The organism is Streptomyces sp. NPDC005492 (genome assembly GCF_040605995.1).
Classification (GTDB): Bacteria; Actinomycetota; Actinomycetes; order Streptomycetales; family Streptomycetaceae; genus Streptomyces.
Genome location: NZ_JBEXDX010000011.1, coordinates 108,365 through 134,409 on the forward strand (window position 1 = coordinate 108,365; position 26,045 = coordinate 134,409).

Here is a 26,045-nt window from a genome sequence, read left to right on the forward strand (position 1 = left end):
TGTCGAGCTGCCGAGCAGTCGAGTTCAGCGTCGACGCAGTCGCAGGGCCAGGGCGGCGCCCCCGATGAGCACCAGCACCGCGGCGGCGCCGCCCGCCACCATGGGCGCCGAAGGGCCGCCCGAAGCGGCGTCGGTACTGGACGCCACCGGGCTGCTGCCCGGTGCGGTGCTCTCCTCGGCCGGGGACGCCTTCTGCGCCGTAGCGGATTCCCGGGCCTTGGCCGAAGGGCTCGCGGCCGTAGGGGACTTGACCGCGGACGCGGACGACGACGGACTCGCCGTCTTCCCCTTCGAACCGTCCGCCCCCGCCGAAGAGGACGAAGAAGCGGTGCCGCCGCCGGGGAACACCACGTCAGAGCACGAGTAGTAGGTGTCCTCGGTGCTGCTGTTCTGCCAGATGGTGTAGATCAGTTGGCGGCCGGTACGGCCGGTCGGCAGCGTCGCCTTGATGCGGTACGCGCCGCCGGTCAGCGGCGGGTCCTTCACCTCGGCGAACGGCTGGGTCGCCAGTTCGGACCAGGTGAGCGGCTTCGAGGGGTCGTAACCGGCCTTCGTCAGATACAACTTGAACGTGCCGGTGTGCGCGATCGTCGACGCGTACGTCATCGTCAGCTTCGCCCCCGGAGTCAGCCGCGTCGACGGCCAGTCGGTACGGGCGAGGTCCAGCCCCTTGTAGTCCGGCAGGCCGCCGCTGCACAGCTTCCCGTCCGGAATCACCTGCCGGTCACGGCCGTTGACGTCCGGGACACGCAGGTTGTCCCAGTAGGTGAAGGGCGCCCCGTTCGCCGCGACGGCCGCCTCGCACGCCGCCGACTTGGCCTGGCTCCCGCCCTGGGGCGAGCAGGCGTACACCCGGCTGACCGGATAGGTCGGCGCCCCGTGCGCCTGCGCCGGACCCGCCGCCCACACGGTGAGCAGCAGCGGGGCCATGGCGGCGGCCGCCATGGCGGTGCGATGTGCGGTCATCCGGGACATCCGGAACGTCTCCTCGGCCGGCGCGGCAACGGTCTGTTCGTGTCATACGGCCGCCGGGCCCCACGCGTTCAGTCCGCTCCGCCACCACCGTGAACCGGGGCACCAGCATGGCCACCCCGCACATCGCCGACCTGGTCGCGCTCGTGAAATCGGCGAACCCCTCGCTCACCACGGCCCGCCCGGCCTCACAGGCAATCCACAGAAACAGACTGACTGACCCGTAAATGCGGGTGTGCCCCTCGCGCGCCCCGCCGGGTCGGGCGGTCTTTCGTATGGCCGGGAATCGGTGTTGACACGTGCCACAAACACTGGATGTGGTCAAGAGTCGGGTCAAGGGTGACGCAGAGAAGCAAGTGATGGGAACGTGAGGGGTGTTGGCGGTCTTGGGGTGCAAGGTCGACACCGTCGTACGGTGAGCTACTGTCTACAGGGGGTAATAAAAAACGGCACGGGCCGTTGTTTTTCCTTCACGGGAGTATGTCAGTCGATGGTGAGGCAGCTACGGGCCGAGCAGACCCGCACAACGATCATCACGGCCGCCGCCGAGCTGTTCGACCGGCAGGGCTATGAATCCACCAGCCTGAGCGACATCGTCGACCACGCCCACGTCACCAAGGGCGCCCTGTACTTCCACTTCGCCGCCAAGGAGGACCTGGCCCACACGATCCTGGAGCTGCAGTCCATGGCCTCGCGTCAGCTCTCCAGGGACGTGGACAGCCGGGGCTACTCCTCACTGGAGACACTGATACGTGTCACGTTCGGTATGACACGCCTGGCCGTCGAGAGCCCGATCCCACGGGCCGGACTCCGGCTCGCCGCGGGGGAGATCGAGGTACGGCCCCCGACACCGCACCCCTTCACCGAATGGCTCGACATCGCCTCCCGCAAACTCGCGGGCGCCGTCGCCGAAGCGGACGCCCACCCCGACATCGACGTGGACGCCGTCGCGCACAGCCTCGTCGGCCTCTTCGTCGGCATCCGTGTCCTGGGCCGCACCCTCGAACCGGTGGCGTTACAGCCCCGCAGAACCGCCGAGATGTGGCACCTGGTGATCCGCGGCCTGGTCCCCGTCCCCCGCCGCGCCCGGTATCTCAGCCTCGCCGCGCGCCTGGAGCGGGAGATCGAAGCGAGCTGACCCGCCCGGTACCGTGAGCCGCATGCCCGACACCCCCACCGCGCCCGTGATCCTCGGCGACGAGCCCGGCTCGTTCCCCCGCAGCGTGCTGGCCGAACGGCACCCCGCGATCATCCAGCAGGTACGCGACGCCTTCCCGTACGACCCCGAGCGGCACCGCGCCCTCGACACCCTCCTGAAGAACTGCACCGAGGGCACGATCGAACCCCTCCCCGCGGACGCCTCCGACCGTGCGCAGTGGGCCGCCTGGGGCACCGACCAGCACGCCGGACACTCCTGGTACGACGTGCCCTGGCTCTGGTCCGAGAGCTACTTCTACCGCCAACTCCTCGAAGCCGTCGGCTACTTCGGCCCTGGCGTCTGGCAGGGCATCGATCCGTTCCGCCCCTTCAAGCGGGCCGAACTCGACGCCCCCGAGACGGACGAGGAACTCGCCGCACTGGACGCCCTGGCGGACAAGTCGCCGGACGAACGCGCCCGGGCCCTGCTGCACGGCTCTCTGTGGGGCAACCGCGCGGACCTCGGCTTCCGGCTCTCCGCGGCCGGGGCCGAACAGCAGGCCGCCGTGCCCGCCCTGGTCGCCGACGACAGCGAGCGACTGTGGCCGCTCCTCTCCGGAACCCTCTGCCTCGTCGCCGACAACGCGGGCCGCGAACTCATCCCCGACCTGCTGTTGATCGCCCATCTCCTCGCCGAGCGGCGCATCGAGCGCGCGGTCCTGCACATCAAGCCGCACCCGTACTACGTCTCCGACGCCACGGCCGCCGACGTCATCGACGCCCTGCACCGGCTGACCCGTGCGCCGGGTGCAGCGACATACGGCCGCCGTCTCTGGTCGGCGATGGCGGACGGCCGCCTCACCGTGCGCGCCCACGCCTTCTCCTGCGCCCCGCTGCCGTACGCGGACATGTCGGCCGACCTCCGCGCCGAGTTCGCCGCGGCCACCCTGACGATCGTGAAGGGCGATCTCAACTACCGGCGCCTGGTGGGCGATCGGCTCTGGCCCCCGACCACGCCCTTCGCCGACGTCACCGCCTACTTCCCGGGCCCGGTCGCCGCCCTGCGCACCCTCAAGTCCGATGTGATCACCGGCCTCGACGTCCGCACCGAGGCCGCGTTGGTCGCCGCGGAAGGACAGCGCTGGCGTACCGGTGGCACGCACGCGCTGATCCAGGTGCGGCCGTAGGTTCTCAAGTCCTCGGTACAGGAAGGGACTTGAGCGGTAGACCTGTCGATACACGACGTTCCTGTCGCACGAGGGGAGTACGACCGAGATGCGTATCGGAGTGGCACCACACCGCCTCTGGCCCGACCAGGAGAGCGAGTTGGACGCGGTTCTCCAAACCGCCGTCAGAGCCGAGGAGTTGGGCTTCGATCATGTCTTCGCGAGCGGCCATGCCGTGGCCGGTGCGACGGGGGTTACTCCGGACCCGCTGATCCTGCTGGCCGCGGTGGCCGGGGCGACCCGGCGGATCGGGCTGGTCACCAGCGTGCTCGTCCTGCCGCTGTACAACCCGGTGATCCTGGCCCATCAGGCCGCCACCCTCGACCGGTTCTCCGATGGCCGTTTCACGCTCGGCATCGGCACCGGCTGGGACACCGAGGAGTACGCGGCCGTCGGCGTCCCGTTCGCCGGGCGGGGCCGCCGGACCGACGAACAGCTCGCCACCGTACGGCAGTTGTGGCGCGGCGAGGGCTCGCCACGGCTCGGGGTGCTGCCGCGTACGGAGGGCGGTCCCGGGGTGTGGATCGGCGGGCAGAGTGACGCGGCACTGCGCCGGGCTCTGCGGTTCGGCGACGCCTGGCACGGCTCCGGGGTCGACGCGGAGGGGCTCACCGGCGTACGGGCGCGGCTCGACGCGCTCGGCGACGAGATGGGACGCGACCCCGGCCAACTGGCCCTGACGGCGGGCCTGTTCCTTATTCCTCCCGGATTCACCCCTGCGGCGAAGGCGCCGGGCCGGCCCTTGGGCGGAGCCGACGCGACGGCCGAGAGCGTACGGGACGAACTGGGCCGGCTGTCCGAGGCCGGGCTCGTCTCCGCGTCCCTGTGGCTGCCGGTGGCCACAAAGGCGCTGCCGGACGCCCTCGCGTGGGCCGGCGCGGAACTCGTTTCGCATTTTTCCAAAGAGTGAAGGTTTGTCTGACTTTTATGTGGTGATCATGTCAAAGAGCTGCTATTTCTTGCTCCCATGACGAGGTCACGTCCATTACGAACGGGAACAGGGAAGTCGGCGGCGGGCGCGATCGTGCTGGCGCTCGCGCTCGTCGCCTGCGGTGGAGGCGGGGACTCCGGGTCGTCCGGGGACGGGCGCCAGAAGATCACCGTGGCCGCGCTCCCACTGACGGACTCGGCGGCGCTCTATCTGGCCCGGGACCGCGGACTGTTCGCCAAGGAGGACCTGGACGTCACCATCCAGCCCGTCCAGCAGAGCATCCAGGCGCTGCCCGCCCTCAGCAAGGGCCAGGTCGACGTGATCGCGAGTGCGAACTACGTGACCTTCCTCCAGGCGGACGAGAAGGGCACCCTCGACCTCCGCATCCTCGCCGAGGGCGTCCGGACGGCCCCGCACATGATGGACGTCCTGGTCCCCAAGGACTCACCCCTCAAGACCGCCGCCGACCTCAAGGGGAAGACCGTCGCGGTCAACATCCTCAACAACATCCAGTCGCTCACCCTGAACGCGATCCTGGACCAGCAGGGCGCCGGACACCCCGTCTACCGGCAGATCGCCTTCCCGCAGATGGGACCCGCTCTGCAGAAGGGCCAGGTCGACGCCGTACACGCGGTGGAACCCTTCGACAGCGCGATCCAGGGCGAGTTGGGGGCACGCGTACTGCTCGACGGGGCGTCCGCGCCGGCCCAGTCCCTGCCGATCAGCGGATACGTCACCACCCATGACTTCGCCGCGAAGTACGCCAAGGCGGCGGCCGCCTTCCAGCGAGCGATCGAGGCCGCCTCGAAGATCGCGGCCGAGGACCCCTCCGCCGTACGCGCCGAACTCCCCAAGTACACCAAGGTGACCGCGGCGCAGGCCAAGACCATCGACCTCCCCGCCTACCCGGTCACCACCGATCCCGCGCAGCTCCGCCGGCTTACCGAACTCATGCGGAAACAAGGGCTGTTGACGAAGGCGATCGACCCGGCCGCGCTCCTCGTCAAGTGAAACGGCCGGACCGGCTGAACCGGCGTCAGGAATTCGCCCTGGGCGGTCTCGGCGTACTGCTGGCCCTCGGCGCCTGCGAGGCGGTCGGCCGGGCGGGTCTCGTACGGCGCACCTACCTTCCGCCGGCCTCCGAAGTCCTCGTCCGCTCCGTCGAGTTGGCGGGCGACCGCGCCTTCCTTGACGGCGTCGGAGTCACCCTGCGCGCCTGGGCGCTCGGCCTCGCGCTCGCCTGCGCCATCGCCGTCCCGCTCGGGCTGCTGCTCGGCAGCGTGCCGGTCCTCGACGACGCCGTACGCGCCGTGATCGAGTTCCTGCGCCCGCTGCCCTCCGTGGCGCTGATCCCCCTGGTCTCGCTGCTCCTCGGCACGGGCACCGGGACCGAGGTCACGCTGATCACCTACGCCTCGGTCTGGCCCATCCTCTTCAACACCGTCTACGGCCTGGGCGAGACCGACCCCCTCGCCAAGGACACCCTGCGCGCCTTCGGTTTCGGCCGCCTCTCCGTCCTGCTCCGCGTGGAACTCCCCGCCACCGCCCCCTTCATCGCCGCCGGCCTGCGCATCTCGGCGTCCGTCGCCCTCATCCTCGCCGTGGCCACCGAACTCCTCTCCGGCTTCGGCCAGGGCCTCGGCATCTTCATCGCCCAGGCCCAACTGGCCACGGACGGCACCCGGGACGTGCTGGCGGGGGTGGTGTGGGCGGGGGCGCTGGGGCTGGTCATCAACAGCGTGCTCGTATGGGGGGAGCGGCGGGTGTTCGCGTGGACGCCGGAGGGGCGGGGGAGGGCGCGGGAGACCGGGACCGCGACTGCCGGGGTGGTCGGTGGGCCGGGTCGGGGCGGCGCCGGGCACCCACGGCAACGGCGGCGATCCGTCCGACGGCGGGGCGCGGACACGAGGCAGCGGACATGAGGCGGACATGAACAGGGCGCCCGACCTCGACCCCGCGCCCCGGCGACCCGCGCGCGCCGGCGCACCCCTGATCCGCGCCGCGACGGACCGCTTCACACGGCCGGCCCGCGCCACCCGCGGAGCCCTCCCACGCCTGCTGGTCCTCGTACTCGCCCTCGCCGTCTGGCAGTTGGCCGCCCGCGCACACGGCAGCATCTACTTCCCGCCACCCACCCGCATCGCCCACCACGCCTACGACCTGTGGTTCTCGGGGCCCGTCGGGCACGCGTTCCTCACCCCGGCCGCCGTCGACGCCATCCTGCCCAGCCTCGGCCGGATGTCCGCGGGGTTCGCGCTCGCCGCCGTCGTCGGGATCGCGCTCGGCATGGCGGTCGGCCGCTCGCGCCGGGCCCACGCCCTGTGCAACCCGGTCCTGCAGTTCGCGCGGGCCGTACCTCCGCCCGCCCTGGTGCCGGTCTTCGTGGTCGTCTTCGACTTCGGTACGCCGATGCAGCTCGCGTCGATCGTGTTCAGCGCCGTCTGGCCGGTGCTGATCAACACCGCGGAGGGCGCCCGCGACACCGACCCGCTCCGGCTCGACGTCGCCGCCGTGATGCGCCTGACCGCACCCGAACGCCTGTGGTTCCTGCTGCTGCCCTCCGCGCTGCCCCGGATCTTCGCGGGCCTGCGCCTCAGCCTCTCGCTCTCGCTCGTCCTCATGGTCTTCTCCGAACTGCTGCCGGGCACCGCGAACGGCATCGGCTTCACGCTCACCGACGCCCAGTCCCGCTCCGACCTGCTGACCGTGTGGGCGGTACTGGTCCTGCTCGGCGTCCTGGGGTATCTCCTCAACACCGGCCTGCTGGCCGTCGAGAGACGACTCATCGGCAAGGCAAGGACCACCTGACCGGCAAGGGAAGGACCACATGGACCACCTGAAGGGAACCGTCCTGGACGCCGTCGTCCGGCTGCTGCGCGACACCGGCATGACCACGGTCTTCGGCAACCCGGGCTCCACCGAACTGCGCATGTTCCGCGACTGGCCCGACGACTTCGCCTACGTCCTCGGCCTCCAGGAGTCCACGGCCCTCGCCATGGCCGCGGGCCACGCCCTGGGCACCCGCCGCGCCGCGTTCGTCAGCCTGCACTCGGCCGGCGGCGTCGGCCACGCGCTGGGCGCCGTCTTCAACGCCTACCGCGACCGCGTCCCGCTGGTGATCGTCGCCGGGCAGCAGGCGCGCCCGCTGCTCCAGCTGCGCCCGTTCCTGAGCGCCGACCGGCCGGCCGAATTCCCGCGCCCCTACGTCAAGTTCGCCCACCAGCCGGTACGGGCCGCCGACGTGCCCGCCGTACTCGCCGAGGCCCACCGCATTGCGATGACACCCCCACGGGGACCGGTGTTCGTCTCCGTCCCCGAGGACGACTGGGAGCAGCCCGCCGAACCCGTCGAACCGCGCACCGTGCACACCGACTTCACCGCAGGACCGCACGCCCTGTCCGCCCTCGCGGCCCGCCTGGACGCGTGTGCCCGGCCCGCACTGGTCGTCGGGCCCGGCGTGGACGACGAGGAGGCCCTCCCCGAGGTCCGCGACCTGGCCGAGCGGACCCGCGCGGCCGTCTGGATCAGCCCCCTCTCCGGCCGCTCCGGCTTCCCCGAGTCCCACCCCCTCTTCCAGGGCTTCCTGCCCCCGGTCGCCGGCCAACTGGCCGCGCGGCTACGGCCGTACGACGTGGTGGTGGCCCTCGGAGCGCCCGTCTTCACCTACCACGTGGACGACGGCGGGCCGCTCCTCCACCCGGGCACCGAACTCCACCACCTGGACTGCGACCCGGCGCAGGCGGCCTGGCTGCCCACCGGCACCAGCATCGTCACCACCCTCAAGCCCGCCGTCGCCCAGCTCACCGCGCTGCTCGCGGCGACCGACCGCGAGCCCCCGCCACCCCGCCCGGCACCCGCACCACCGGAGCCAGGCGCGGGCCTCACCGCGGAACTGGTCCTCGATCTGCTCCGGGCCCGGCTGCCCCGGGACCGCGTCCTCGTCGAGGAGGCCCCCAGCCACCGGGACGCGCTCCACGCGCGCGTGCCCGTCGACAGCTCCGGCGGCTTCCTCACCACGGGCAGCGGAGCGCTCGGCTGGGGCCTGCCGCTCGCCGTCGGCCGCGCGCTCGCCGACCGGCGCCGGCTGGTCTGCGTCATCGGCGACGGCTCGGCGCTCTATTCGGTGCAGGCCCTGTGGACCGCGGCCCGCCACCGGGCGCCCGTCACCTATGTCGTCCTCGACAACGGCGGCTACGCGGCCGTCCGCGCCCTGGGCCGCCGTATCGACATCGCGCAGGTCCCCGGCACCGACATCGAGGGCGTCGACTTCGTCGCGCTGGCCCGGTCCTTCGGCTGCCCGGCGAGCTACGTCGACGATCCCGCCGTACTCCCCGAGGCCCTGGACCGCGTCCTGCGCGCGGACGACGAGGACGGGCCGCACCTGCTGCACCTGCGGCTCGCCTACGGCGAGGACGCGCTCTACCCCGAACCCTGGGCCAGGTGACTCGCGCCCCATGCTCCGACTCGACTCCCTGAGCCAGCGCTACGGCGACCAGCCCGTCCTGCACGACATCAGCCTCACCGTGCCGGACGGCCAACTCCTGTGTGTGGTGGGCCCGTCGGGCTGCGGCAAGTCCACACTCCTGCGCACTGTCGCCGGACTCCTGCCCGCACGCGAAGGAACGATCACGATCGACGACACGCCGGTCACCGGCGTACCCGACCGCCTGGCTGTCGTCTTCCAGGACTACGGCCGCTCGCTGCTGCCCTGGCTCACCGTCCGCGACAACGTCGCTCTGCCCCTGCGCCGACAGGGCCTTGGCCGGGCCGAGCGGCGCGCCGAGGCCGAACGCATCCTGGACCGCGTCGGCCTCACCGGCGCCGCCCGCCGCCACCCCTGGCAGCTCTCCGGCGGCATGCAGCAGCGGGTGGCCATCGCCCGCGCCCTGGTCTGCCGCCCCTCCCTGCTGCTGATGGACGAGCCCTTCGGCTCCCTCGACGCCCAGACCCGCGAGGACCTGGAGGACCTCCTCCTGCAGGTGCACCGCACGGACCCCACGACCATCGTCCTGGTCACCCACGACATCGACGAAAGCGTGTACGTCGGCGACCGGGTCGTCGTTCTGTCACCCGGTCCCGGCGCGAAGATCGCCCTTGATCTGTCGGTCGAACTCCCCGTTCCCCGCGACCAGTTGGGCACACGGGGACTGCCGGAGTTCGTGGCGCTGCGCACGCGGGTGGGGCGCGCGGTGCGGTCAGGCCCTAGCCCAGCCGCACGTCCTGCCACACCATCCGGTGGTCGGACGTGACGACGGTGGTGCCGTCGCCGACCAGGCGGTACAGCGGGTCGTCGGAGGTCGGCCAGAACACTCCGTTGCGGCCCGGGACCAGGCCCTTGGACGGCAGGACGTGGTCCACGCGCAGATTGCCGGGGGCCGCGTCGCCGAAGTCGCCGGTGTCGTACGCCGGATCGCCGATCTGGCCCACGTTGGCACCGCCCTGGAGCCTCGCGGCCTCGACCCCGCCGGCGCTGGCGGGCGGCTTGACCGGCAGGTTGACCGCCGGGTGGTCGAGGAGCTGCCGTACGGCGTGGTCGTAGCTGTCGCCGTCGTACGGATCGGCGTTCTGGTCGCCCGCGATCACGAACCGCGCGCCGGGCCTGAGGCCGCCCCGGACGCCCTTGTCGTCGTAGAGATAGGCGCTGCGCGCCTGGCCGCCGATGTAGTCGGCCCAGAGCCGGATCTCGTCGTGGTTGCGGCGGCCGTTGCGGTCCTCCGTGCCGTCGAAGGTGGGCGGCGTCGGATGCGAGACCAGGAAGTGGACGGTCTCGTGGCCGAGGCGGATCGGCACGTCCCAGTGGCTCTTGGAGGAGAGCCGGAGGATCGCGCGGGCCGCGTCGCTGTAGTAGCCCGGCGGGATCACGTTGCCGGGCATGTCCTTCCACAGGAAGTGCTGGAAGGTGCGCACCGCGCGGGTGTCGATCGGGAACTTGGAGAGCACGACCATGCCGTACTGGCCCGGGAAGAAGCCGTAGCCGAACGCGTCCTGCCCGTAAGCGTCCGAACCCGGCGTCGTGACCACGCCGTTCTTGCCGTCGAGGTCGACGCCCGAGGGGACGCCCGTGTTCACCGGGCCGGTGAAGTGGTGCGGGAAGTGGATCGGGCGGGCGCCGCGCTGACCTCGGGACAGATAGTTGTCCAGGAACAGGCGGACCGCCGCGCCGCCCTCGACGTAGTCGAACTCGTTGATCAGCAGGATGTCGGGGTTCACCCGCTGGATCGTCTCGGCGACGTTCCGCGCCTGGGCGTTGTCGGGCGTCGACAGATCGGTGACCAGCGCGCCCTGCGTGGCCCGGTTCAGCGAGGCGTTGAAGGTGGCGAACCGCACGGTCCGCCCGTACCGCCCGGACGCCGACGCCGGGAAGGCGGCGGTAGCGGCCAGCGCCGTCCCGGCCAGGGAGCCGAGCGCGGCGCGGCGGGAGAAAGTTCTGGAGTGGTTCATCGGGACTCCGGTGAGGGAGGGGGCACGTGAACCCCCGTAGTCTGCGCGCGTAGAGGTGAACGCCACAAGGTGCCGCCGAAACTCATGGATTCACCGCCGATTCACGCGATGGTGTGATCATGTCCCTTGCCCGGGATGGCAGTTGAGGGCCACGGGTAGAGCCCGGCCATGACCCAGCCGTTCGAACTCCCGCACTTCTACATGCCGTATCCCGCGCGGCTCAACCCGCATCTGGACGAGGCCCGCGCCCACTCCTCGGTGTGGGCCCGCGAGATGGGCATGCTGGAGGGCTCCGGGATCTGGGAGCAGGCCGACCTCGACGCGCACGACTACGGCCTGCTCTGCGCCTACACCCACCCCGACTGCGACGGGCCCGCCCTGTCGCTGATCACCGACTGGTATGTGTGGGTGTTCTTCTTCGACGACCACTTCCTGGAGATCTTCAAGCGCAGCCAGGACCGGGTGGGCGGCAAGGCCTATCTGGACCGGCTGCCGCTGTTCATGCCGCTCGACCTGGCGACTCCGGTGCCGGAGCCGGAGAACCCGGTCGAGGCCGGGCTCGCCGACCTGTGGGCGCGCACCGTGCCGTCGATGTCCGTGGACTGGCGCCGCCGCTTCGCCGTCGCCACCGAGCACCTCCTCAACGAGTCCCTGTGGGAGCTGTCCAACATCAACGAGGGGCGGGTCGCCAACCCCGTCGAGTACATCGAGATGCGCCGCAAGGTGGGCGGTGCGCCCTGGTCGGCGGGGCTGGTGGAGTACGCGACCTCCGAGGTGCCCGCGTCCGTCGCCGGATCGCGGCCGCTGCGGGTGCTGATGGAGACCTTCTCCGACGGCGTCCACCTGCGCAACGACCTGTTCTCCTACCAGCGGGAGGTCGAGGAGGAGGGCGAGTTGAGCAATGGCGTGCTCGTCCTGGAGACGTTCTTCGGCTGCACCACCCAGGAGGCCGCCGACACCGTCAACGACGTCCTCACCTCCCGGCTCCACCAGTTCGAGCACACCGCGTTCACCGAAGTGCCCGCCGTGGCCCTGGAGAACGGTCTCACCCCGGACGAGGTCGGCGCCGTCGCCGCCTACACCCGGGGCCTCCAGGACTGGCAGTCCGGCGGCCACGAGTGGCACCTGCGCTCCAGCCGCTACATGAACGAAGGCGCCCTCGACAACTCGCCGTTGAACGGACCGACCGGCATCGGCACCTCCGCCGCCGACATCGGCGCCCTGCTCGCCTCGGCCGGCGCCGAACGGCTGCGCGCCTACACCCACGTCCCCTTCCAGAAGGTCGGTCCCTCCCAACTCCCCGACTTCTACATGCCGTTCGAAGTCGAGCTGAGCCCGCACCTGGACGGCGCCCGCCTCCGCCTCGTCGACTGGACGCACGCCATGGGCATGCTCGAGGAGGGCGTCTGGGACGAGGAGAAACTCGCCGCCGCCGACCTCCCGCTCTGCTCCGCCGGCATCGACCCGGACGCCACCGAGAAGGCCCTCGACCTCAGCTCGCGCTGGCTCGCCTGGGGCACCTACGGCGACGACTACTACCCCCTCGTCTACGGCATCCGCGGCGACCTCGCCGCAGCCCGCGTCACCACGGCCCGCCTCTCGGACTGCATGCCCATCGAGGGCCCGGCGGTCCTCGTACCGGCCAACGGCATGGAACGCGGACTCATCGACCTCTGGGCCCTCACCACCGCCGAGATGCCCGTGGCCGACCGGCGCACCCTGAAGGACGCGGTCAACACGATGACCGAGAGCTGGATCTGGGAGCTGGGCAACCAGATCCAGCACCGCGTCCCCGACCCGGTCGACTACCTGGAGATGCGCCGCGCCACCTTCGGCTCCGACCTCACCCTCAGCATGTGCCGCATGGGCCACGGCCCGAAGGTCCCGCCCGAGGTCTACCGCACCGGCCCCGTCCGCTCCCTGGAGAACGCGGCCATCGACTACGCCTGTCTCCTCAACGACGTCTTCTCCTACCAGAAGGAGATCGAGTACGAGGGTGAGGCCCACAACGCCATCCTTGTCGTCCAGAACTTCTTCGGCATCGCCTACCCGACCGCGCTCGGCGTCGTCCACGACCTGATGACCCAGCGCATGCGCCAGTTCGAACACGTCGCCGCGAACGAACTGCCCGTCGTCTACGACGACTTCGACCTCTCGGACGAGGCGCGCGAGATCATGCGGGGCTATGTGACCGACCTCCAGCACTGGATGGCGGGCATCCTGAACTGGCACCGGGCGGTCGACCGCTACAAGCCCGAGTACCTGGCCCGCCGTTCGCACGGCTTCCTCCCGGACCGGGCCCCGGCACTGCCTTTCGCCTGACGATCCGTCAAACGAGATCCCTCTGGTCCCGGACCCGCTCCGCCACGTCCTCGGCACGCTCCCGTACGGCCGTCGCGGCGGCCCCCGAGAGCCTGCCGCGTATCTCGTCGGCGGCGGCCAGGGTCGCGCGGGCCTCCTCCGGGAGGTCCGCGTCGGCCAGGGCGCGGGTCAGGTCGTAGTGCTCCTCGGCTATGAACCGGCCGAGGTTGACTCTGTGCAAGTGCCGCAGGGAGTCGTCGGCGGGTGAGTCGAGGATGTCCCGGAGGGCGGCCAACGTGTTTCCGGCTTGCGGGAGTTGGCCCGTCTCCCGCTCCAGGCGGGCCTGGGTCAGCCGGGCCGAGACGCGGTCCCACTCCGTGTCCTGGAGGGCGGTGTAGAGGCGCTGGGCGCGCAGCGCCTGGACGCGGTCGCCCAACCGCTCGAAATCCTGGGCCAGCGCCCCCAGGGGAGACGGGTCGAGCTTCCCCGGCTTCTTCGGTGCGCCCGGGTGGCGCAGCAGCCCCTGGTCCATCTCGATCGCGTCCAGCCGACGGATCAGGGCCGTCCGTGCCACCTCGGTGAGCCCCTGGTCGGCCGCCAACTCGGTCCAGGTGCACAGGGGTTCGTCCGCGGGGTCCGTGCCGAAGAGCGAGTCGTCCAGCTCCTCGGCCCACTCCCGCAGGGCGGCTCCGTCCGCGTCCGGCCCCGGCATGTCGCTCAGCCCGCACGCGGCGTCGAAGTCCCTCTCCCGCAGCGCGTACACAGGGCGCAGATCCTCGGCGCGCCCGCGCAGCCCCACCAGCAGGGCGGCGAGCCGCAGTTCGTCCGTCAGGCCCGCCGCCGACTCGTAGTGCAGCAGATGCCGCAGCAACTCCAGATCGCCGTCCGCGCGGTCGAACTGCGTGGCCCGCAGCGCGAGTCGACGCCGTACGGGATCCTCCGCTGTCGCGTCCCACACCGTTCGGTCGCCCGCCCGCAGCGCCGCCAGATCCGCCCGCCCCCGGGCGAGCACCTGCTCCCACAACGGGGGACGGGGATGCCGGTCGAGGAGGTGGTAGGCGCAGCCCTCCTCCGCGTTGAGGAGCAGGAAGTCGGGCTCGGTGCGCAGCAGGGCCGCGTGCAGCATGCCGATCAGCTCGACCGGTGAGCGCTCGGACAGGCCCAGGGCGGCGCGGAGTTCGGGCCGCGCCTCGTCGATGCCGTAGTCCTCGCGGAACTCGTCCTCCGTCTCTGTGACCCGGGCCAGGATCTTCTCCGGGCCGTCGGACGGGGACAGGTCCAGATGGTCGCGCCAGCCCGGCAGACCGATCACGATCTCCAGCGCCTCGTCGACACTGGAGCCGATGATCCCGGCCGAGCCCTCGGAGTCGGCGTACAGCACGGAGCCGTCCGCGCACACGAAGTACGTACCGCCCGTGTCATCACCCGCGACAGGCCGCAGCGGACCGCCCGACGCCAGCCGGACCGGCTCCCCGTGCTCCGCCCGGCGCAGGTCGAAGTCGAAGGGGAACGCGGCCAGTTCGGCCAGGTGGGCGTGCTGACGAAGCAGCCGCAGGACGTGATCGGTCATGTCACAGAACGTAACAGCCGCCACTGACAACGGGCTCGGACGGCGGGACGGGCCGGGGGTCAGACGGCCGCTTCCGCCATCCGCCGCTCGTCCCGCGAGGCGTGCTCCACCGCCGCCCGGGCCAGCGCGCGGACCACCGGGTGCGGGCGGGAGCCGTCGCCGGACAGCTCGGGCTGGAACAGGGTGGCCAGGAAGAAGGGGTGGCCGGGCAGTTCGACGATCCGGACGTGACCGTCCTCGTCGTGCCCGGAGAAGCGCAGGCCGTGTTCGCGCAGGGTGTCGAGGTGACGGGTCGGGCCGTAGGAGCAGAAGTAGCGCTCGACCGTGTGCTCGGCGCCGATCACGGACTCGGCGAGCGAGCCGGGCTCGATCGTGACCCCGGCCTCGTGGCCGGCGAGGGAGCAGGCCAGCGGTTCGATGAGGAGGTCCTCGGCGGCGGGGTCGTTCTCGGCGTGCGCGACATGGGTCAGCCCGCACACGTCACGGGCGTACTCCAGGAGCGCGTGCTGAAAACCGCCGCAGGTGCCGAGGAACGGGATGCCCTCCACGCGCGCGGTGCGGATCGCGGACAGCACCCCGGCCTCGCTGCGGTAGGGGCTGCCCGGCAGCACCCACACGGCGTCGAACCCGCGCACCGCGTCCTCGGCCTCGGCATCCTCGGAAGGGATCCAGTAGGCGTCCAGGAGGAGCCGGTCGCGTTCGGCCAGGGAGTCCAGGATGAGCGGAAGGCGGGTGTGCGAGACGACGTTGGTGGAGCGGTCGCCGACCAGGGCGATACGGGCGGGCCGAGCTGCGAGGTTCGTCATGTCCGCCATGCTGGGTGCGGCCCGGGGTTCACGTCCAACGATGATTCCTGCACCCTCGATAAGCGGAACTGATAAGCGGTACTGATGTGGTGCGGCATCCTGTCCCGCATGGACCCGCACCTCCTGCGTACGTACGTCACCGTGGCCCGGCTCGCCTCCTTCTCGGAGGCCGCGCGGGAGTTGGGGTACACCCAGTCCGCGGTGTCCCAGCACATCGCCGCCCTGGAACAGGACCTCGGCGCCCCGCTGCTCACCCGCCGCCCCGTCGTGCCCACGGCGGCGGGCGAGCGGCTCCTCGAACACGCGGGTCCACTGCTGCTGCGCCTGGACGCGGCCCGCGCGGACGTCGTCCGGATGGCCGCCGCACCCGAGCGCGGACTGACCCTCGCCGTCGCGCCGACCGCCCTGGGGCCACGTGTCCTGGCCGCCCTCCCGCGCGCGGGTGTCGCTCTGCGGGTGCTCGCCCGCGACGAGATCCCGGCCGCCGTGGCCACCGGCACCGCGGACCTGGGCCTGGTCGACGGGATCGCGGCCCCCAACGACCCGCTGCGGCTGCCCGACGTGGCCCCGCTGACCACCCACGGTGTCGCCGAGGAACCCGTCTGCGTCCTGCTCCCCGACAGCCATCCGCTGGCCGGCCGCACCGCCCTGCGCCTCGGCGACCTCGCCGCCGCCCGCTGGCTCGACGCCCCCGACACGGGCGTGCCCCTCGCGCGACTCCGCGCCGCGAACGGGGGCGGCGCTTTCCGTCCGGCCCTCCGCTACGACGGCACCGACGTCCGCGTTCTCACGGCCCTCGCCGCCGCGGGCCACGGCCTGACCCTGCTGCCCCGCTCGGCGGCCACCGGGGTGGCGGGCGCGGTCGCCGTCCCGCTCACCGAACCACGCGTCCTGCACCGCACGGAACTGCTGCACGGGGGCGCTCCGCGAGGGGCGGCGGCACGGTTGGTGGGGCGGCTGGTCGAGCGAGGGTGAGGGGACCGGTGCGAGCGCCACGCGCGCGTGCGACGCCTCTACGAGACCCGTCCCTTCCCGTTCCTGACCGTCGGTCAGTCTCACTCGTTCGTGGCACGTCGGGCGCCGGTGCGCCGGGTAGAGCATCTGGCGGAGGCGATCCATGGAACAGACTGCGTTGCGTCCCAAGCCGATGCCCGGCCAGGACCCCGGCGACGGCACCAGGCCCGTCGTCGCCCGGCGCCCGCACGCCGCGCGTCGCCGCGGCCGACGGCTCATGACCCTGCTGTTCAGCCTGTTCGTCGGGACGGTGCTGGTCCTGTCGGGGGTCGGGCTCGGCACCGTCGGCGCCACGGTGATCGGTATGAGCAGGCTCGCCGAGATGCAGCGCCAGGCGGCCCGGAAACCGGCGCACACCGCCGCTCCGCACGCGCCCTCGGCGAGCCCCACCCCGTCGTCGTCCACGACCGCCGCCGCCACGCTCGGTGTGGAGGCCGTGGACGCCGATAAGGCGGGTGCCCTGGTCGTCGGCGTCCACGTCCCCGGCCCCGGCTTCACGGCGGGCCTGGTCCGCGGCGACGTGCTGCTCACGTTCGGCTCCACCCGTGTCGACTCGGCGGCCGACCTCGCGCGTGCCGTCACCCGGGCCCACCCCGGGGAGGAGGTCACCGTCACGGTGCGCCACCACAGCGGCGGCTTCCAGCAGTTCACCCTGGTCCCCGGCTTCGTCGTATGACGAGCACGTGGGCCATGAAGCGCACGGGCAGCGCGGGAGCCGGGAAAAGCACTGGTCCCGCCGCCCCGGCCGGGGTCACGATGGCCCCATGTTGAGCACCCTTCTCGCCTTCGTCGGCGCCTGCACCCTCATCGCGGCCTCACCCGGCCCGAGCACCGTGCTGATCATCAAGCAGTCGCTGCGCAGCCGCCGTTCGGGCTTCCTCACGGTGCTCGGCAACGAGACCGGCGTCTTCGTCTGGGGCGTCGTCGCGGCCTTCGGCCTGACCGCCCTGCTGACCGCCTCCGAGGTGGCCTACGACGTCACACGGATCGTCGGCGCGATCGTCCTGGTCGGCTTCGGCATCCAGACGCTGCGCCACGCGCGCCGCACCCGGGAGGGGGCCGGGGACGACGGCTGGGACAGTCCCGAACGCGGCGGCTGGGCCTCCTACAGAGGAGGACTGCTGCTCAATCTCGCCAACCCGAAGGCGGCGATCTTCGCGATGTCCTTCCTCCCGCAGTTCGTACCCGAGGGCGCCCCGCACCTGCCCGCCATGATCGGGCTCGCCGCGCTGTGGGCGGTCTACGAAGTGGGCTACTACGGGCTGTACGTATGGTTCGTCGGCCGGCTCAAGAACGTGCTGTCCCGGGCCGGTGTGCGCCGGCGCCTGGAGCAGGTCTCCGGTGGGGTGCTGCTGCTCCTGGGGGCCCGCATGGCCCTGGAGAGCTGACGTCTTGACCGAGTCCTGGGCCGGAAGTGCCGACGATCGGCTCGCGTGGCCCTCCGGGTACGGGCAGGATGCTGCCCGTAGCCACCTTTCGCCCGTTCCCGGAGGCCTGCATGACCGGTAGCACGCCCGCGCCCTTCACCGCCGCCGACTACCGGGCCCGTATGGACCGCGCCGCGCGGGCCGCCGCCGACGCCGGTCTCGCGGGACTGCTGATCGCTCCGGGGCCGGACCTCGTGTGGCTCACCGGCTACGCGCCCACCGCGATCACCGAACGGCTCACCGTGCTCGTCCTGACGCCCGGACGCTCCCCGGTCCTCGTCGTGCCCACCCTGGAGGCCCCCGACGCGGCCAAGGCACCCGGAGCCGACGCCCTCACCCTGCGCGACTGGACCGACGGCAAGGACCCCTACGCCGCCACCGCCGCCCTGCTCGACGCCACGGGCCGCTTCGGCATCAGCGACAACGCCTGGGCGATGCATCTGCTGGGCCTCCAGAAGACGCTGCCCGACACCACCTACGCCTCCCTCACCACCGCGCTGCCGATGCTGCGAGCCGTCAAGGACGCGGCGGAACTGGACCTCATGGCGGCCGCCGGAGCGGCCGCTGACGCGGCGTACGAGGAGATCCGGAAGGTTCCCTTCGCCGGCCGCCGCGAGTCCGACGTCGGCGCCGATCTGGCCGATCTGCTCCGCCGGTTCGGCCACTCCCAGGTCGACTTCACGATCGTCGCCTCGGGCCCCAACGGCGCCAACCCGCACCACGAGGTCGGCGACCGGGTCATCCGGCAGGGGGACATGATCGTCCTCGACTTCGGCGGCCTCAAGGACGGCTACGGCTCCGACACCTCGCGCACGGTCCACGTCGGCGAACCCGGCGACGAGGAACAGCGCGTCCACGACCTCGTCCGCGAGGCCCAGGAGGCCGGTTTCCGCGCGGTGCGCCCCGGAGTCGCCTGCCAGGAGGTCGACCGGGCCGCCCGCGCGGTCATCGACGCCGCCGGATACGGCCCCTACTTCATCCACCGCACCGGCCACGGCATCGGCGTCACCACCCACGAGCCGCCGTACATGATCGAGGGCGAGGAACAGCCCCTCGTACCCGGGATGTGCTTCTCCGTGGAGCCCGGCATCTATCTGCCCGGCCGCTTCGGGGTACGCATCGAGGACATCGTCACGGTGACCGGGGCAGGCGGCCGGCGGCTCAACAACACGGCCCGCGAGATGGCCCTGGTGGACTGACGACGACCAGGAGCCCCGACACCCCGAACGGCAGCGGCGCGACCATGAACCAGGCACCGACACCCACCGAGGACACCGTCCGACGGCTGGTCCGATCCCTGCTCAAGGACGGTGCGACCGACGGCGCCGGACTCGACATCCGGCCCGCCGCCGAGGGCGGCGAGCACTCCACCTGGTGGGTCGGCGCCCGCCATGTGCTGCGCCTCGCCCCGAACCACGAGGCCGCCCTGCGGCAGCGCCGCGAACTGCGCCTGCGCGATCTCGTACGGCCCTACGTCCCCGTCGCGGTACCGACGAGCGTCGCGCACGGCGACTGGGCACCAGGGCTCACCTACACGCTCGACACCTTGGTGCCCGGCCGGTCCGGCGAGGACCAGGACGTCTCCGCCGTCGGTGAGGCCGACCTCGCCGGGCTGCTCACCGGACTGCGCGAGGTGCCCGCCCGGCAGGCCGAGGCGCTGGGCGTCCCGCGCACCGCACCGCGCTCCCTGGAGGCACTGCGCCGCGCCGCCGAGCAGGCCGCCGGGCGGCTGGCCGCCGCCGACGAGTTCGACGCCGCACGCCTCCAGCAGCTCACCCAGCCCGGCGCGCTCCAACTCGCCGCGCAGCCCGGCACCGCGGTCCTCGTCCACCACGGCCTCAAGGGCGGACATCTCGTGGTGAGCGCCGACGGCCGGGTGCGCGGCGTCCTGGACTGGAGCGACGCGGTCCTCGGCGACCCCGCCGAGGACATCGCCGGGCTCGCGCTGGCCGTCGGTTCGCCCGCCGCCGTACGGGCCGCCACCCTCGCCGGCTACGGCGCCCGCCCCTGTCTGCGCGGCCTCTGGCTCGCCCGCTGCGACACCGTCGTCCGCCTGGCCGGCCGGCTCGGAGGCCCCGACACCGGCCCCCTTCCGCTCCTCAGGACCCAACTGCGGCGCACCTGGGAGGCGATCCTGTTGGAACGGGTGACGGAACTGCGGGACGGGGACGGGGAGTTGTAGCGCGTAAGCGCTTGCGCAAAGGCTTGCGCGAGCGTTTACGCCTGGGCCAGCACCACGCACGACTCCCCGGGCAGTCGCAGCAACCCGTCCGCCCCCGGCGCCTCCACGGGCTCCCACGCGGCCAGTACCTGCGCCGGCCGGGTGCCGAGGGGGATCGCGGCCGGTTCCTTGCCGAGGTTGACGGCGACCCGTACGTCCCCGCGCCGGAGGGCGAGCCAGCGGGCGTCCTCGTCGTAGGCGACCTTGGTGTCGGTGAGGTCGGGGTCCGTGAGGTCGGGCTGCTCGTGCCGGAGGGCGATGAGACGGCGGTACCAGGCCAGCACCCGCGCGTGGGGCTCGCTCTCCGGCTCCGACCAGTCCAGGCAGGAGCGGTCGCGGGTCGCCGGGTCCTGCGGGTCGGGTACGTCCTCCTCGGCCCAGCCGTGCGGCGCGAACTCCCGCCGCCTGCCCCGCCGTACGGCCTCCGCGAGCTCCGGATCGGTGTGGTCGGTGAAGAACTGCCAGGGCGTGCCCGCCGCCCACTCCTCGCCCATGAACAGCATCGGTGTGAAGGGCCCGGTCAGTGTCAGCGCGGCGGCGCAGGCCAGCAGCCCGGGGGAGAGGGAGGCCGAAAGGCGGTCCCCCTGGGCGCGGTTGCCGATCTGGTCGTGGGTCTGGCTGTAGCCGAGCAGCCGGTGGGCGGCCACCCGCGTGCGGTCCAGCCGGCGGCCGTGGTGACGGTCCCGGAAGCTCGAATAGGTGCCGTCGTGGAAGAAGCCGTCCGTGAGTGTCTTGGCGACCGCCGCCAGCGGGGCCCGTGCGAAGTCCGCGTAGTAGCCCTGGGACTCACCGGTCAGCGCGGTGTGCAGGGCATGGTGGAAGTCGTCGTTCCACTGAGCGTGCAGGCCCAGGCCGCCCTCCGCGCGGGGGGTGACCAGGCGCGGGTCGTTCAGGTCGGACTCGGCGATGAGGAAGAGCGGCCGGCCCGTCTCGGTGGCCAATGTGTCGACGGCGGCGGACAGTTCCTCGAGGAAGTGGCACGCGCGCGTGTCCTTCAGCGCGTGCACCGCGTCCAGCCGCAGCCCGTCGATCCGGTAGTCGCGCAGCCAGGCCAGCGCGCTGCCCAGGAGGAAGGCGCGCACCTCGTCCGAGCCGGGCGCGTCCAGGTTGACTGCGCTGCCCCAGGGGGTCTGGTGCGAGTCCGTGAAGTAGGGGCCGAACACGGGCAGGTAATTCCCGGACGGGCCGAGGTGGTTGTGCACCACGTCGAGCACGACGCCCAGGCCCAGTTCGTGCGCCCGGTCGACGAACCGCTTGAGTCCCTCGGGGCCGCCGTAGGGCTCGTGGACGGCCCACAGCGAGACGCCCTCGTATCCCCAGCCGTGCCGGCCGGGGAACGGACACAGGGGCATCAACTCGACGTGGGTGATGCCCAGTTCGACGAGATGGCCGAGCCGGTCGGCCGCCGCGTCGAGGGTGCCCTCGGGTGTGTACGTGCCGATGTGCAACTCGTAGAGCACCGCGCCCGGCAGCGGGCGCCCCGGCCACTCCGCCGTACGCCACGCGTACCCCTCGTGGTCGACGACCGCGCTCAGCCCGTCCGGGCCGTCCGGCTGGCGGCGCGAGCGCGGATCGGGCAGGGGCGGGCCGTCGTCCACCGCGAACCCGTACCGCGTGCCGTCGCCCGCCTCCGCCTCCCCGCTCCACCACCCCACGCGCTCGGGATCGCGTTCCAACGCGCGCGTGGAGCCCTCGCGATGGAGCGTCACACGGTCTGCCTCTGGTGCCCACACCTCGAACTGCACGGACGGTTCCCCTTCGTCTGCTCACCGGGATGTAGCCCGTCCATCGTGCTTCAAACGAGATCAATCCGCTTTTGAATCCACCCCTTTGGCGCAGGTGTCGTCATCTTCACGCACGTGCGTGCCGTTTCCGCGTCTTCTGGACACCCGGGGTTCACTGCCCGACAATCACGAGCGTGACGTCGTCCTTCGAGTTCCACACGTACCCCGCGCGGCTGTCCGACGCGGAGCGCGACAAGGCGCTCAAGGTGCTCCACGACGGCGTCGCGATGGGACGGCTCTCCCACGACACGTTCATCCGGCGCATGGAACTGGCGCTCGCCGCCCGCCGGTCCGAGGAACTCGTCGCGCTCACCGCCGACCTGCCCACCGAAAGCCGCCTCTCGCGCGCCCTGTTCGGCACCGTGGAGGCCGTCTCCGGGTTCACGGTACGGCTGCGCAGGGCCTGGCAGGCCGAGCGGCTCCCCAAGCTGCTGCTGCCCCACCCGGGCAACGGCCACCCGCTGCGCATCGGCCGCGACCCCGCCAACGGGCTGCGCCTGACCCACGAGACGGTGTCCCGGGTGCACGCCGAACTCAGCCGCCAGGGCGGCATGTGGGTGCTGCGCGACCTCGGTTCGACCAACGGCACGACGGTCAACGGCCGCCGGGTGATCGGAGCGGCCGTCGTCCGCGAGGGCGATCAGATCGGCTTCGGGCGGATGGCGTTCCGGCTCGCCGTGAACTGACCGCGCACACAGCCCCACCTGACCTCTGGCCTGGGCATTACCCCATGTGGTGGCCCTGAGTGTGCTCCAAATCCCTTTGCCTACGGCGGTGTTGACGTACCCTCCGTGCCGTGACTGACTGTGCGTACACCATGCACACCAGGTGAATCGACGGCACCACTTCGTGGAGGTGTGCCCTGCCGCCACTCCTCCGCTACCCGTCCGTGGACGAGTTGGGCGCCCAGGCCGCCGCGCTCGTCGCCCGCCACCCCCGGGACGCCCGGCTGCGCCGCGTCGGCACCTCCCGTGCCGGTACGCCCCTGTGGCTGCTCTCCGTGGGCCACGGCTCCCGCCAGGCCCTCGTGGTCGCCGGACCGCACGCCAACGAGCCCGTGGGCGGCGCGACGGTGCTGCGGCTGGCCGAACGGGTCCTCGCCGACCCCAGGTTGAGCGAGGGCGCCGACGCCACCTGGAACGTGCTGTTGTGCCTCGACCCCGATGGCTCGCGCCGCAACGAGGGCTGGCTGTCCGGTCCCTACAGCCTCGGCCGCTACTTCCGGAACTTCTTCCGGCCCGGGTTCCTGGAACAGCCCGAGTGGCTGCCGGACGGCGCGGCCGGAGCCCGACTCCCGGAGACGCGCGCCCTGTTGGAGGTGCAGGACGAACTCCGGCCGTTCCTCCAGTGCTCGCTCCACGGCGTCGACGTGGGCGGCGGCTTCGTCGAGCTCACCCGCGACCTCCCCGGCCTCGCCCGCCGCGTCGCCCACACCGCGACCCGCCTCGCGGTCCCGCGCGAACTCGGGCCCTACGACACCCTGTACTGGCCGAGCCTCGGCCCCGCCGTCTACCGCATCCCGCCACCGCGCATCGGCGACCTCGCCGCGGCCATCACCGAGGCCGCCGTCGAATCGACCTGGTACCACCCGCACCGGCACGGCACGGTCACCGCGGTCGTGGAAGCACCCATGTGGGGCGTGGCCGCCGTCGAGGACGCCACCCCGCCCATCGACGCGGAATCGATCCTGCGCACCGTGAGCCACACCCTGCGCCACGACACCCGCATCCTGGAACAACTCCTGGCGCGCATACGGCCGTACGTAACGGGCGCCCCAGAGCCGGGACCACACCCCGGCCCGGGAGACGCCCGCCCCAGACCCGCCGCCGACACGGCGGCGGCATCCGGGGGAAGCCCCTTCGGAGCGGGAGGTCCAGGGGCAGCACTGGCCGCACCGGGCGCCGCGGGTGCCGTGTCCGATGTCGCGCGGCTGCTCGCGCCCGTGGACGACTATTTACTGGTGTGTCCCGGGCTCGCCGACGCGTGGGACCCCGATGTCGACACCGGCGGTGCCCGCCCGCTGCCGCCGCTCAACACCGCTCATCTGGCCGCCCTGCGCATCGCGGGGCGGCGGCTGGCGTTGCGGACGGCCGGGCTGCTGTATCAGGTCGTGGTCGCCTCCGGGCATGATCCGGCCGGTGTGCTGCCGGAGTTGGACCGGCTGATCGACGAGTGGTGCGCCGACTACCGGGACGGCTGCGGGGCGCGCTGGATCTCGGTCGCGCGCCAGGTCGAGTACCAGTCGCGCGTGGTGCTCAGCGCGTTCGAACTGGCCCGGCGGTACGCGCCCGTACGCTCCCGTTCGGGTGAGCCGGGCTGGGGTACGGAGACCGCGGTGCCGATGCACCGGGAATGACGTACATCTTCAAGAAGAAGGCGACCGTGCTCCGAGGCGCGCTGCTCACCGCGGTGCTGCTCCTCGGCGCCGGTCAGGCGCCGGCCCACGCGGTGGCCCGGCACGGCCTCCACGGGGACTGGCTCTACCTCACCGTCACCCGCGGCGACAGCCGGTCCAGTGACACGCGCGGGACCCTGCTCCTGTGCGACCCGCCCCAGGGCCACGCCCGCGCGGCCGAGGCCTGTGCCGAACTGGGCGCCGCGGACGGGGACATCGAAGCCATCCCGGCCGACAGCGTCTTCTGCCCGATGATCTACGCCCCGGTGACCGCCCACGCGCACGGGGAGTGGAAAGGGCACCAGGTCGACTACACGAGGACCTTCTCGAACCGCTGCTCCATGGCGGCGCGGACCGGAGACGTCTTCGCGCTGGACACCTGATCGGGCGCGGCCGGGATCAGGCCGAGCGTCGGGCACGCGCGTGTGGGGCGTCGGCGATTCCCCCCGTCTCCTCGCGCGCGTGCAGCGCCGCCGCCACGACCGTGCGGGACTGATGCTCGACCTGGTGCTCCAGCGGCACCCAGCGGGCCCGGAAGCGTTCCTCGAAGGCGTCGCTCCAGTGCGCGACGAGGTGTTCGAGCAGCGGTGCCGCACGGTCGTCGCTCTCCCGCAGGACCCGCAGCAGCATCGCGGCGGCCCGTAACGGCAGCCGGCGCCCGAACGCGTCCACGCTGCCGACGTACGCCATCGTGGTGTCGGCCGGCGGGGTGTGCATCCAGTCCGCGGCGAGGCCGGGCACCAGTTCCAGCGCCCACCGGGCGGCCCGCAGCAGTGGCCCGTCGGCGCCCTGGAGCCGCGGCAGGGCTTCGGCCAGCACCCGCTCCACCTCCCGCGTGTCCCGCAGCAGCCGGCGCGCCAGCCGCCGTATCGCCGCCGCCGGGGCGGGATGCGGGGCCGGGTCGTCCACCAGGTCGCTGGCCCACATCGGCACCTCCACGACCGCGGTCAGACCGCCGTACCGATGGGCGTGGTACCAGGTGCTGTTCCGTGCGTCGTCCGGCATGCTCGGGTACGCCACGTCCGAGCCGGGCGCCGGCATCACATGCACGCCGGGCCCCGAGGCGGGCCAGCCCGCCGCGTCCGAGGCGCCCGTCTCCACCGGGATGTGCAGCTCCGCCGCCGACTTGGCGAACGGCTCGGCGAGACCCGGTATGTCCTTCGTCAACTGCACCCAGCTACCGCCCAGATCGGTGCCGTGCAGGGTCACCTGGAGGTAGGGCCGCAGCTCGTCGATCACCCGGGTCAGGGCACGGGTCTCGGGCGGCAACCGGTCGGGCGGCAGCACCGAGGGCGACCACTCCGGCTGTTCGGGACCGGCCGGCCGGTAGAAACCGAGGTGGTAGTCGAACAGGCTGCGCGGCGCCGGGGTGACATGCAGGCTCGCCCCGTCCGGGTCGGCGCAGAGCAGGAAGTGCCAGGAGGTGTCCGACCGCAACTCCCGTTCACCGACGACCCGTTCGGCGAGGGCGAGGAGGGTGGAGCCACCGGTCGGCTCGTTGGCGTGGGCGCCCGCGACCACCAGGACGGCGCGCCGGGCGTGCCCCACGGACAGCAGATGGAGTGGTCTGCCCGCGCGGGAGACGCCCACCTGCCTCAGGGCGCACAGGGCGGGCCGGTGTGCGGCCAACGCCCTTGCTGAGGAGACCATTTCGGTCACACTGAGGTATCGCAACTCCGGCAGGAGACTCACCCCCGACTAGTCAGCCCCGGCTTCGCCCCCGCAGTACCCCACGGCCTCTGTGAACTGTCAAGAAGACCATGGGGGAGGCTACCGGGGGCGCCCAGGCGCATTTACCGACAGCCGGTAAGCGAGTTGGT

Annotated in this window: 24 protein-coding genes; 18 read left to right on the top strand and 6 right to left on the bottom strand. The window is 72.2% G+C overall.

The window, feature by feature from the left end; all coding sequences use genetic code 11:
* Nucleotides 1-24 precede the first annotated feature (24 nt).
* The gene (locus tag ABZT04_RS17685) at nt 25-975 is read right to left on the bottom strand and encodes a lytic polysaccharide monooxygenase (RefSeq protein WP_356057430.1); all 951 of its coding nucleotides are present in this window, start codon (nt 973-975) and stop codon (nt 25-27) included.
* On the opposite strand from ABZT04_RS17685, the gene ABZT04_RS17690 reads away from it, so the two are divergent.
* The 9 genes from ABZT04_RS17690 to ABZT04_RS17730 all read left to right on the top strand — a co-directional run bounded on the left by ABZT04_RS17690 (nt 957) and on the right by ABZT04_RS17730 (nt 9,515).
* Nucleotides 957-1,199 (top strand): S8 family serine peptidase, encoded by a 243-nt coding sequence (locus ABZT04_RS17690; RefSeq protein ID WP_356057432.1) that lies wholly within the window; start codon nt 957-959, stop codon nt 1,197-1,199. The two genes, ABZT04_RS17685 and ABZT04_RS17690, sit on opposite strands and share 19 nt — an antisense overlap.
* A 263-nt stretch (nt 1,200-1,462) precedes the next feature.
* Complete coding sequence (locus tag ABZT04_RS17695; protein WP_356057434.1) at nt 1,463-2,110, top strand: ScbR family autoregulator-binding transcription factor; 648 nt, start codon at nt 1,463-1,465, stop codon at nt 2,108-2,110.
* A 22-nt stretch (nt 2,111-2,132) separates the two neighbouring features.
* Nucleotides 2,133-3,296: a damage-control phosphatase ARMT1 family protein gene (locus ABZT04_RS17700; RefSeq protein ID WP_356057436.1), complete on the top strand. Its 1,164-nt coding sequence runs from the start codon at nt 2,133-2,135 to the stop codon at nt 3,294-3,296.
* Between the two features lie 88 nt (nt 3,297-3,384).
* Nucleotides 3,385-4,245, top strand: a complete 861-nt coding sequence (locus tag ABZT04_RS17705; protein ID WP_356057438.1) for an LLM class flavin-dependent oxidoreductase — start codon at nt 3,385-3,387, stop codon at nt 4,243-4,245.
* 114 nt (nt 4,246-4,359) lie between these two features.
* On the top strand, nt 4,360-5,277 hold the full coding sequence (locus ABZT04_RS17710) for an ABC transporter substrate-binding protein (protein WP_356057440.1): 918 nt from the start codon (nt 4,360-4,362) through the stop codon (nt 5,275-5,277).
* Nucleotides 5,274-6,188 (top strand): ABC transporter permease, encoded by a 915-nt coding sequence (locus ABZT04_RS17715; RefSeq protein WP_356057442.1) that lies wholly within the window; start codon nt 5,274-5,276, stop codon nt 6,186-6,188. The genes ABZT04_RS17710 and ABZT04_RS17715 overlap by 4 nt, the downstream gene beginning before the upstream one ends.
* Before the next feature lie 7 nt (nt 6,189-6,195).
* The gene (locus ABZT04_RS17720; protein WP_356057444.1) at nt 6,196-7,074 is read left to right on the top strand and encodes an ABC transporter permease subunit; all 879 of its coding nucleotides are present in this window, start codon (nt 6,196-6,198) and stop codon (nt 7,072-7,074) included.
* Nucleotides 7,075-7,093: 19 nt separating this feature from the next.
* On the top strand, nt 7,094-8,710 hold the full coding sequence (gene mdlC / locus ABZT04_RS17725) for a benzoylformate decarboxylase (RefSeq protein WP_356057447.1): 1,617 nt from the start codon (nt 7,094-7,096) through the stop codon (nt 8,708-8,710).
* A 10-nt stretch (nt 8,711-8,720) separates the two neighbouring features.
* On the top strand, nt 8,721-9,515 hold the full coding sequence (locus ABZT04_RS17730) for an ABC transporter ATP-binding protein (protein WP_356057450.1): 795 nt from the start codon (nt 8,721-8,723) through the stop codon (nt 9,513-9,515).
* Here ABZT04_RS17730 and ABZT04_RS17735 read toward each other — a convergent pair.
* Nucleotides 9,469-10,707 carry an endonuclease/exonuclease/phosphatase family protein gene (locus ABZT04_RS17735; protein WP_356057452.1) on the bottom strand — a complete coding sequence of 413 codons (1,239 nt, stop codon included), beginning with the start codon at nt 10,705-10,707 and terminating at the stop codon, nt 9,469-9,471. The genes ABZT04_RS17730 and ABZT04_RS17735 overlap by 47 nt on opposite strands.
* 168 nt (nt 10,708-10,875) lie before the next feature.
* Here ABZT04_RS17735 and cyc2 point away from each other — a divergent pair, with 168 nt between their 5' ends.
* Nucleotides 10,876-13,029, top strand: a complete 2,154-nt coding sequence (gene cyc2, locus ABZT04_RS17740) for a germacradienol/geosmin synthase Cyc2 (protein WP_356057454.1) — start codon at nt 10,876-10,878, stop codon at nt 13,027-13,029.
* Nucleotides 13,030-13,036: 7 nt separating this feature from the next.
* Here the strand turns inward: cyc2 and ABZT04_RS17745 are convergent, their stop codons facing one another.
* Together ABZT04_RS17745 and ABZT04_RS17750 are read right to left on the bottom strand one after the other, a co-directional pair.
* Nucleotides 13,037-14,578, bottom strand: a complete 1,542-nt coding sequence (locus ABZT04_RS17745) for a hypothetical protein (protein WP_356057456.1) — start codon at nt 14,576-14,578, stop codon at nt 13,037-13,039.
* A 59-nt stretch (nt 14,579-14,637) separates the two neighbouring features.
* Nucleotides 14,638-15,384, bottom strand: a complete 747-nt coding sequence (locus tag ABZT04_RS17750) for a hypothetical protein (protein WP_356057458.1) — start codon at nt 15,382-15,384, stop codon at nt 14,638-14,640.
* A 108-nt stretch (nt 15,385-15,492) separates the two neighbouring features.
* On the opposite strand from ABZT04_RS17750, the gene ABZT04_RS17755 reads away from it, so the two are divergent.
* The 5 genes from ABZT04_RS17755 (at nt 15,493) to ABZT04_RS17775 (ending at nt 20,007) form a co-directional block, all read left to right on the top strand.
* Nucleotides 15,493-16,359 carry a LysR family transcriptional regulator gene (locus ABZT04_RS17755; protein WP_356057459.1) on the top strand — a complete coding sequence of 289 codons (867 nt, stop codon included), beginning with the start codon at nt 15,493-15,495 and terminating at the stop codon, nt 16,357-16,359.
* Nucleotides 16,360-16,501: 142 nt separating this feature from the next.
* Nucleotides 16,502-17,074 (top strand): PDZ domain-containing protein, encoded by a 573-nt coding sequence (locus ABZT04_RS17760; RefSeq protein WP_356057461.1) that lies wholly within the window; start codon nt 16,502-16,504, stop codon nt 17,072-17,074.
* Between the two features lie 88 nt (nt 17,075-17,162).
* Entirely contained in the window at nt 17,163-17,786 is a 624-nt protein-coding gene (locus ABZT04_RS17765; protein ID WP_356057463.1) for a LysE family translocator, read from the top strand.
* 110 nt (nt 17,787-17,896) lie between these two features.
* Complete coding sequence (locus ABZT04_RS17770) at nt 17,897-19,024, top strand: aminopeptidase P family protein (RefSeq protein WP_356057465.1); 1,128 nt, start codon at nt 17,897-17,899, stop codon at nt 19,022-19,024.
* Nucleotides 19,025-19,068: 44 nt separating this feature from the next.
* Nucleotides 19,069-20,007, top strand: coding sequence for an aminoglycoside phosphotransferase family protein (locus ABZT04_RS17775; RefSeq protein ID WP_356057467.1), 939 nt, complete (start codon nt 19,069-19,071; stop codon nt 20,005-20,007).
* Nucleotides 20,008-20,042: 35 nt separating this feature from the next.
* Here the strand turns inward: ABZT04_RS17775 and treZ are convergent, their stop codons facing one another.
* Nucleotides 20,043-21,791: a malto-oligosyltrehalose trehalohydrolase gene (treZ, locus tag ABZT04_RS17780; protein WP_356057469.1), complete on the bottom strand. Its 1,749-nt coding sequence runs from the start codon at nt 21,789-21,791 to the stop codon at nt 20,043-20,045.
* 173 nt (nt 21,792-21,964) lie between these two features.
* Here treZ and ABZT04_RS17785 point away from each other — a divergent pair, with 173 nt between their 5' ends.
* The 3 genes from ABZT04_RS17785 (at nt 21,965) to ABZT04_RS17795 (ending at nt 24,608) form a co-directional block, all read left to right on the top strand.
* Nucleotides 21,965-22,516 (top strand): DUF1707 and FHA domain-containing protein, encoded by a 552-nt coding sequence (locus ABZT04_RS17785; RefSeq protein ID WP_019071455.1) that lies wholly within the window; start codon nt 21,965-21,967, stop codon nt 22,514-22,516.
* 203 nt (nt 22,517-22,719) lie between these two features.
* Nucleotides 22,720-24,186: a M14 family zinc carboxypeptidase gene (locus tag ABZT04_RS17790; protein ID WP_356057473.1), complete on the top strand. Its 1,467-nt coding sequence runs from the start codon at nt 22,720-22,722 to the stop codon at nt 24,184-24,186.
* The gene (locus tag ABZT04_RS17795; RefSeq protein WP_356057475.1) at nt 24,183-24,608 is read left to right on the top strand and encodes an SSI family serine proteinase inhibitor; all 426 of its coding nucleotides are present in this window, start codon (nt 24,183-24,185) and stop codon (nt 24,606-24,608) included. Before ABZT04_RS17790 ends, ABZT04_RS17795 begins: the two co-directional genes overlap by 4 nt.
* A gap of 16 nt (nt 24,609-24,624) precedes the next feature.
* Here ABZT04_RS17795 and ABZT04_RS17800 read toward each other — a convergent pair whose 3' ends face one another.
* Nucleotides 24,625-25,917 (bottom strand): M14 family zinc carboxypeptidase, encoded by a 1,293-nt coding sequence (locus tag ABZT04_RS17800; RefSeq protein WP_356057477.1) that lies wholly within the window; start codon nt 25,915-25,917, stop codon nt 24,625-24,627.
* Nucleotides 25,918-26,045: the final 128 nt, after the last annotated feature.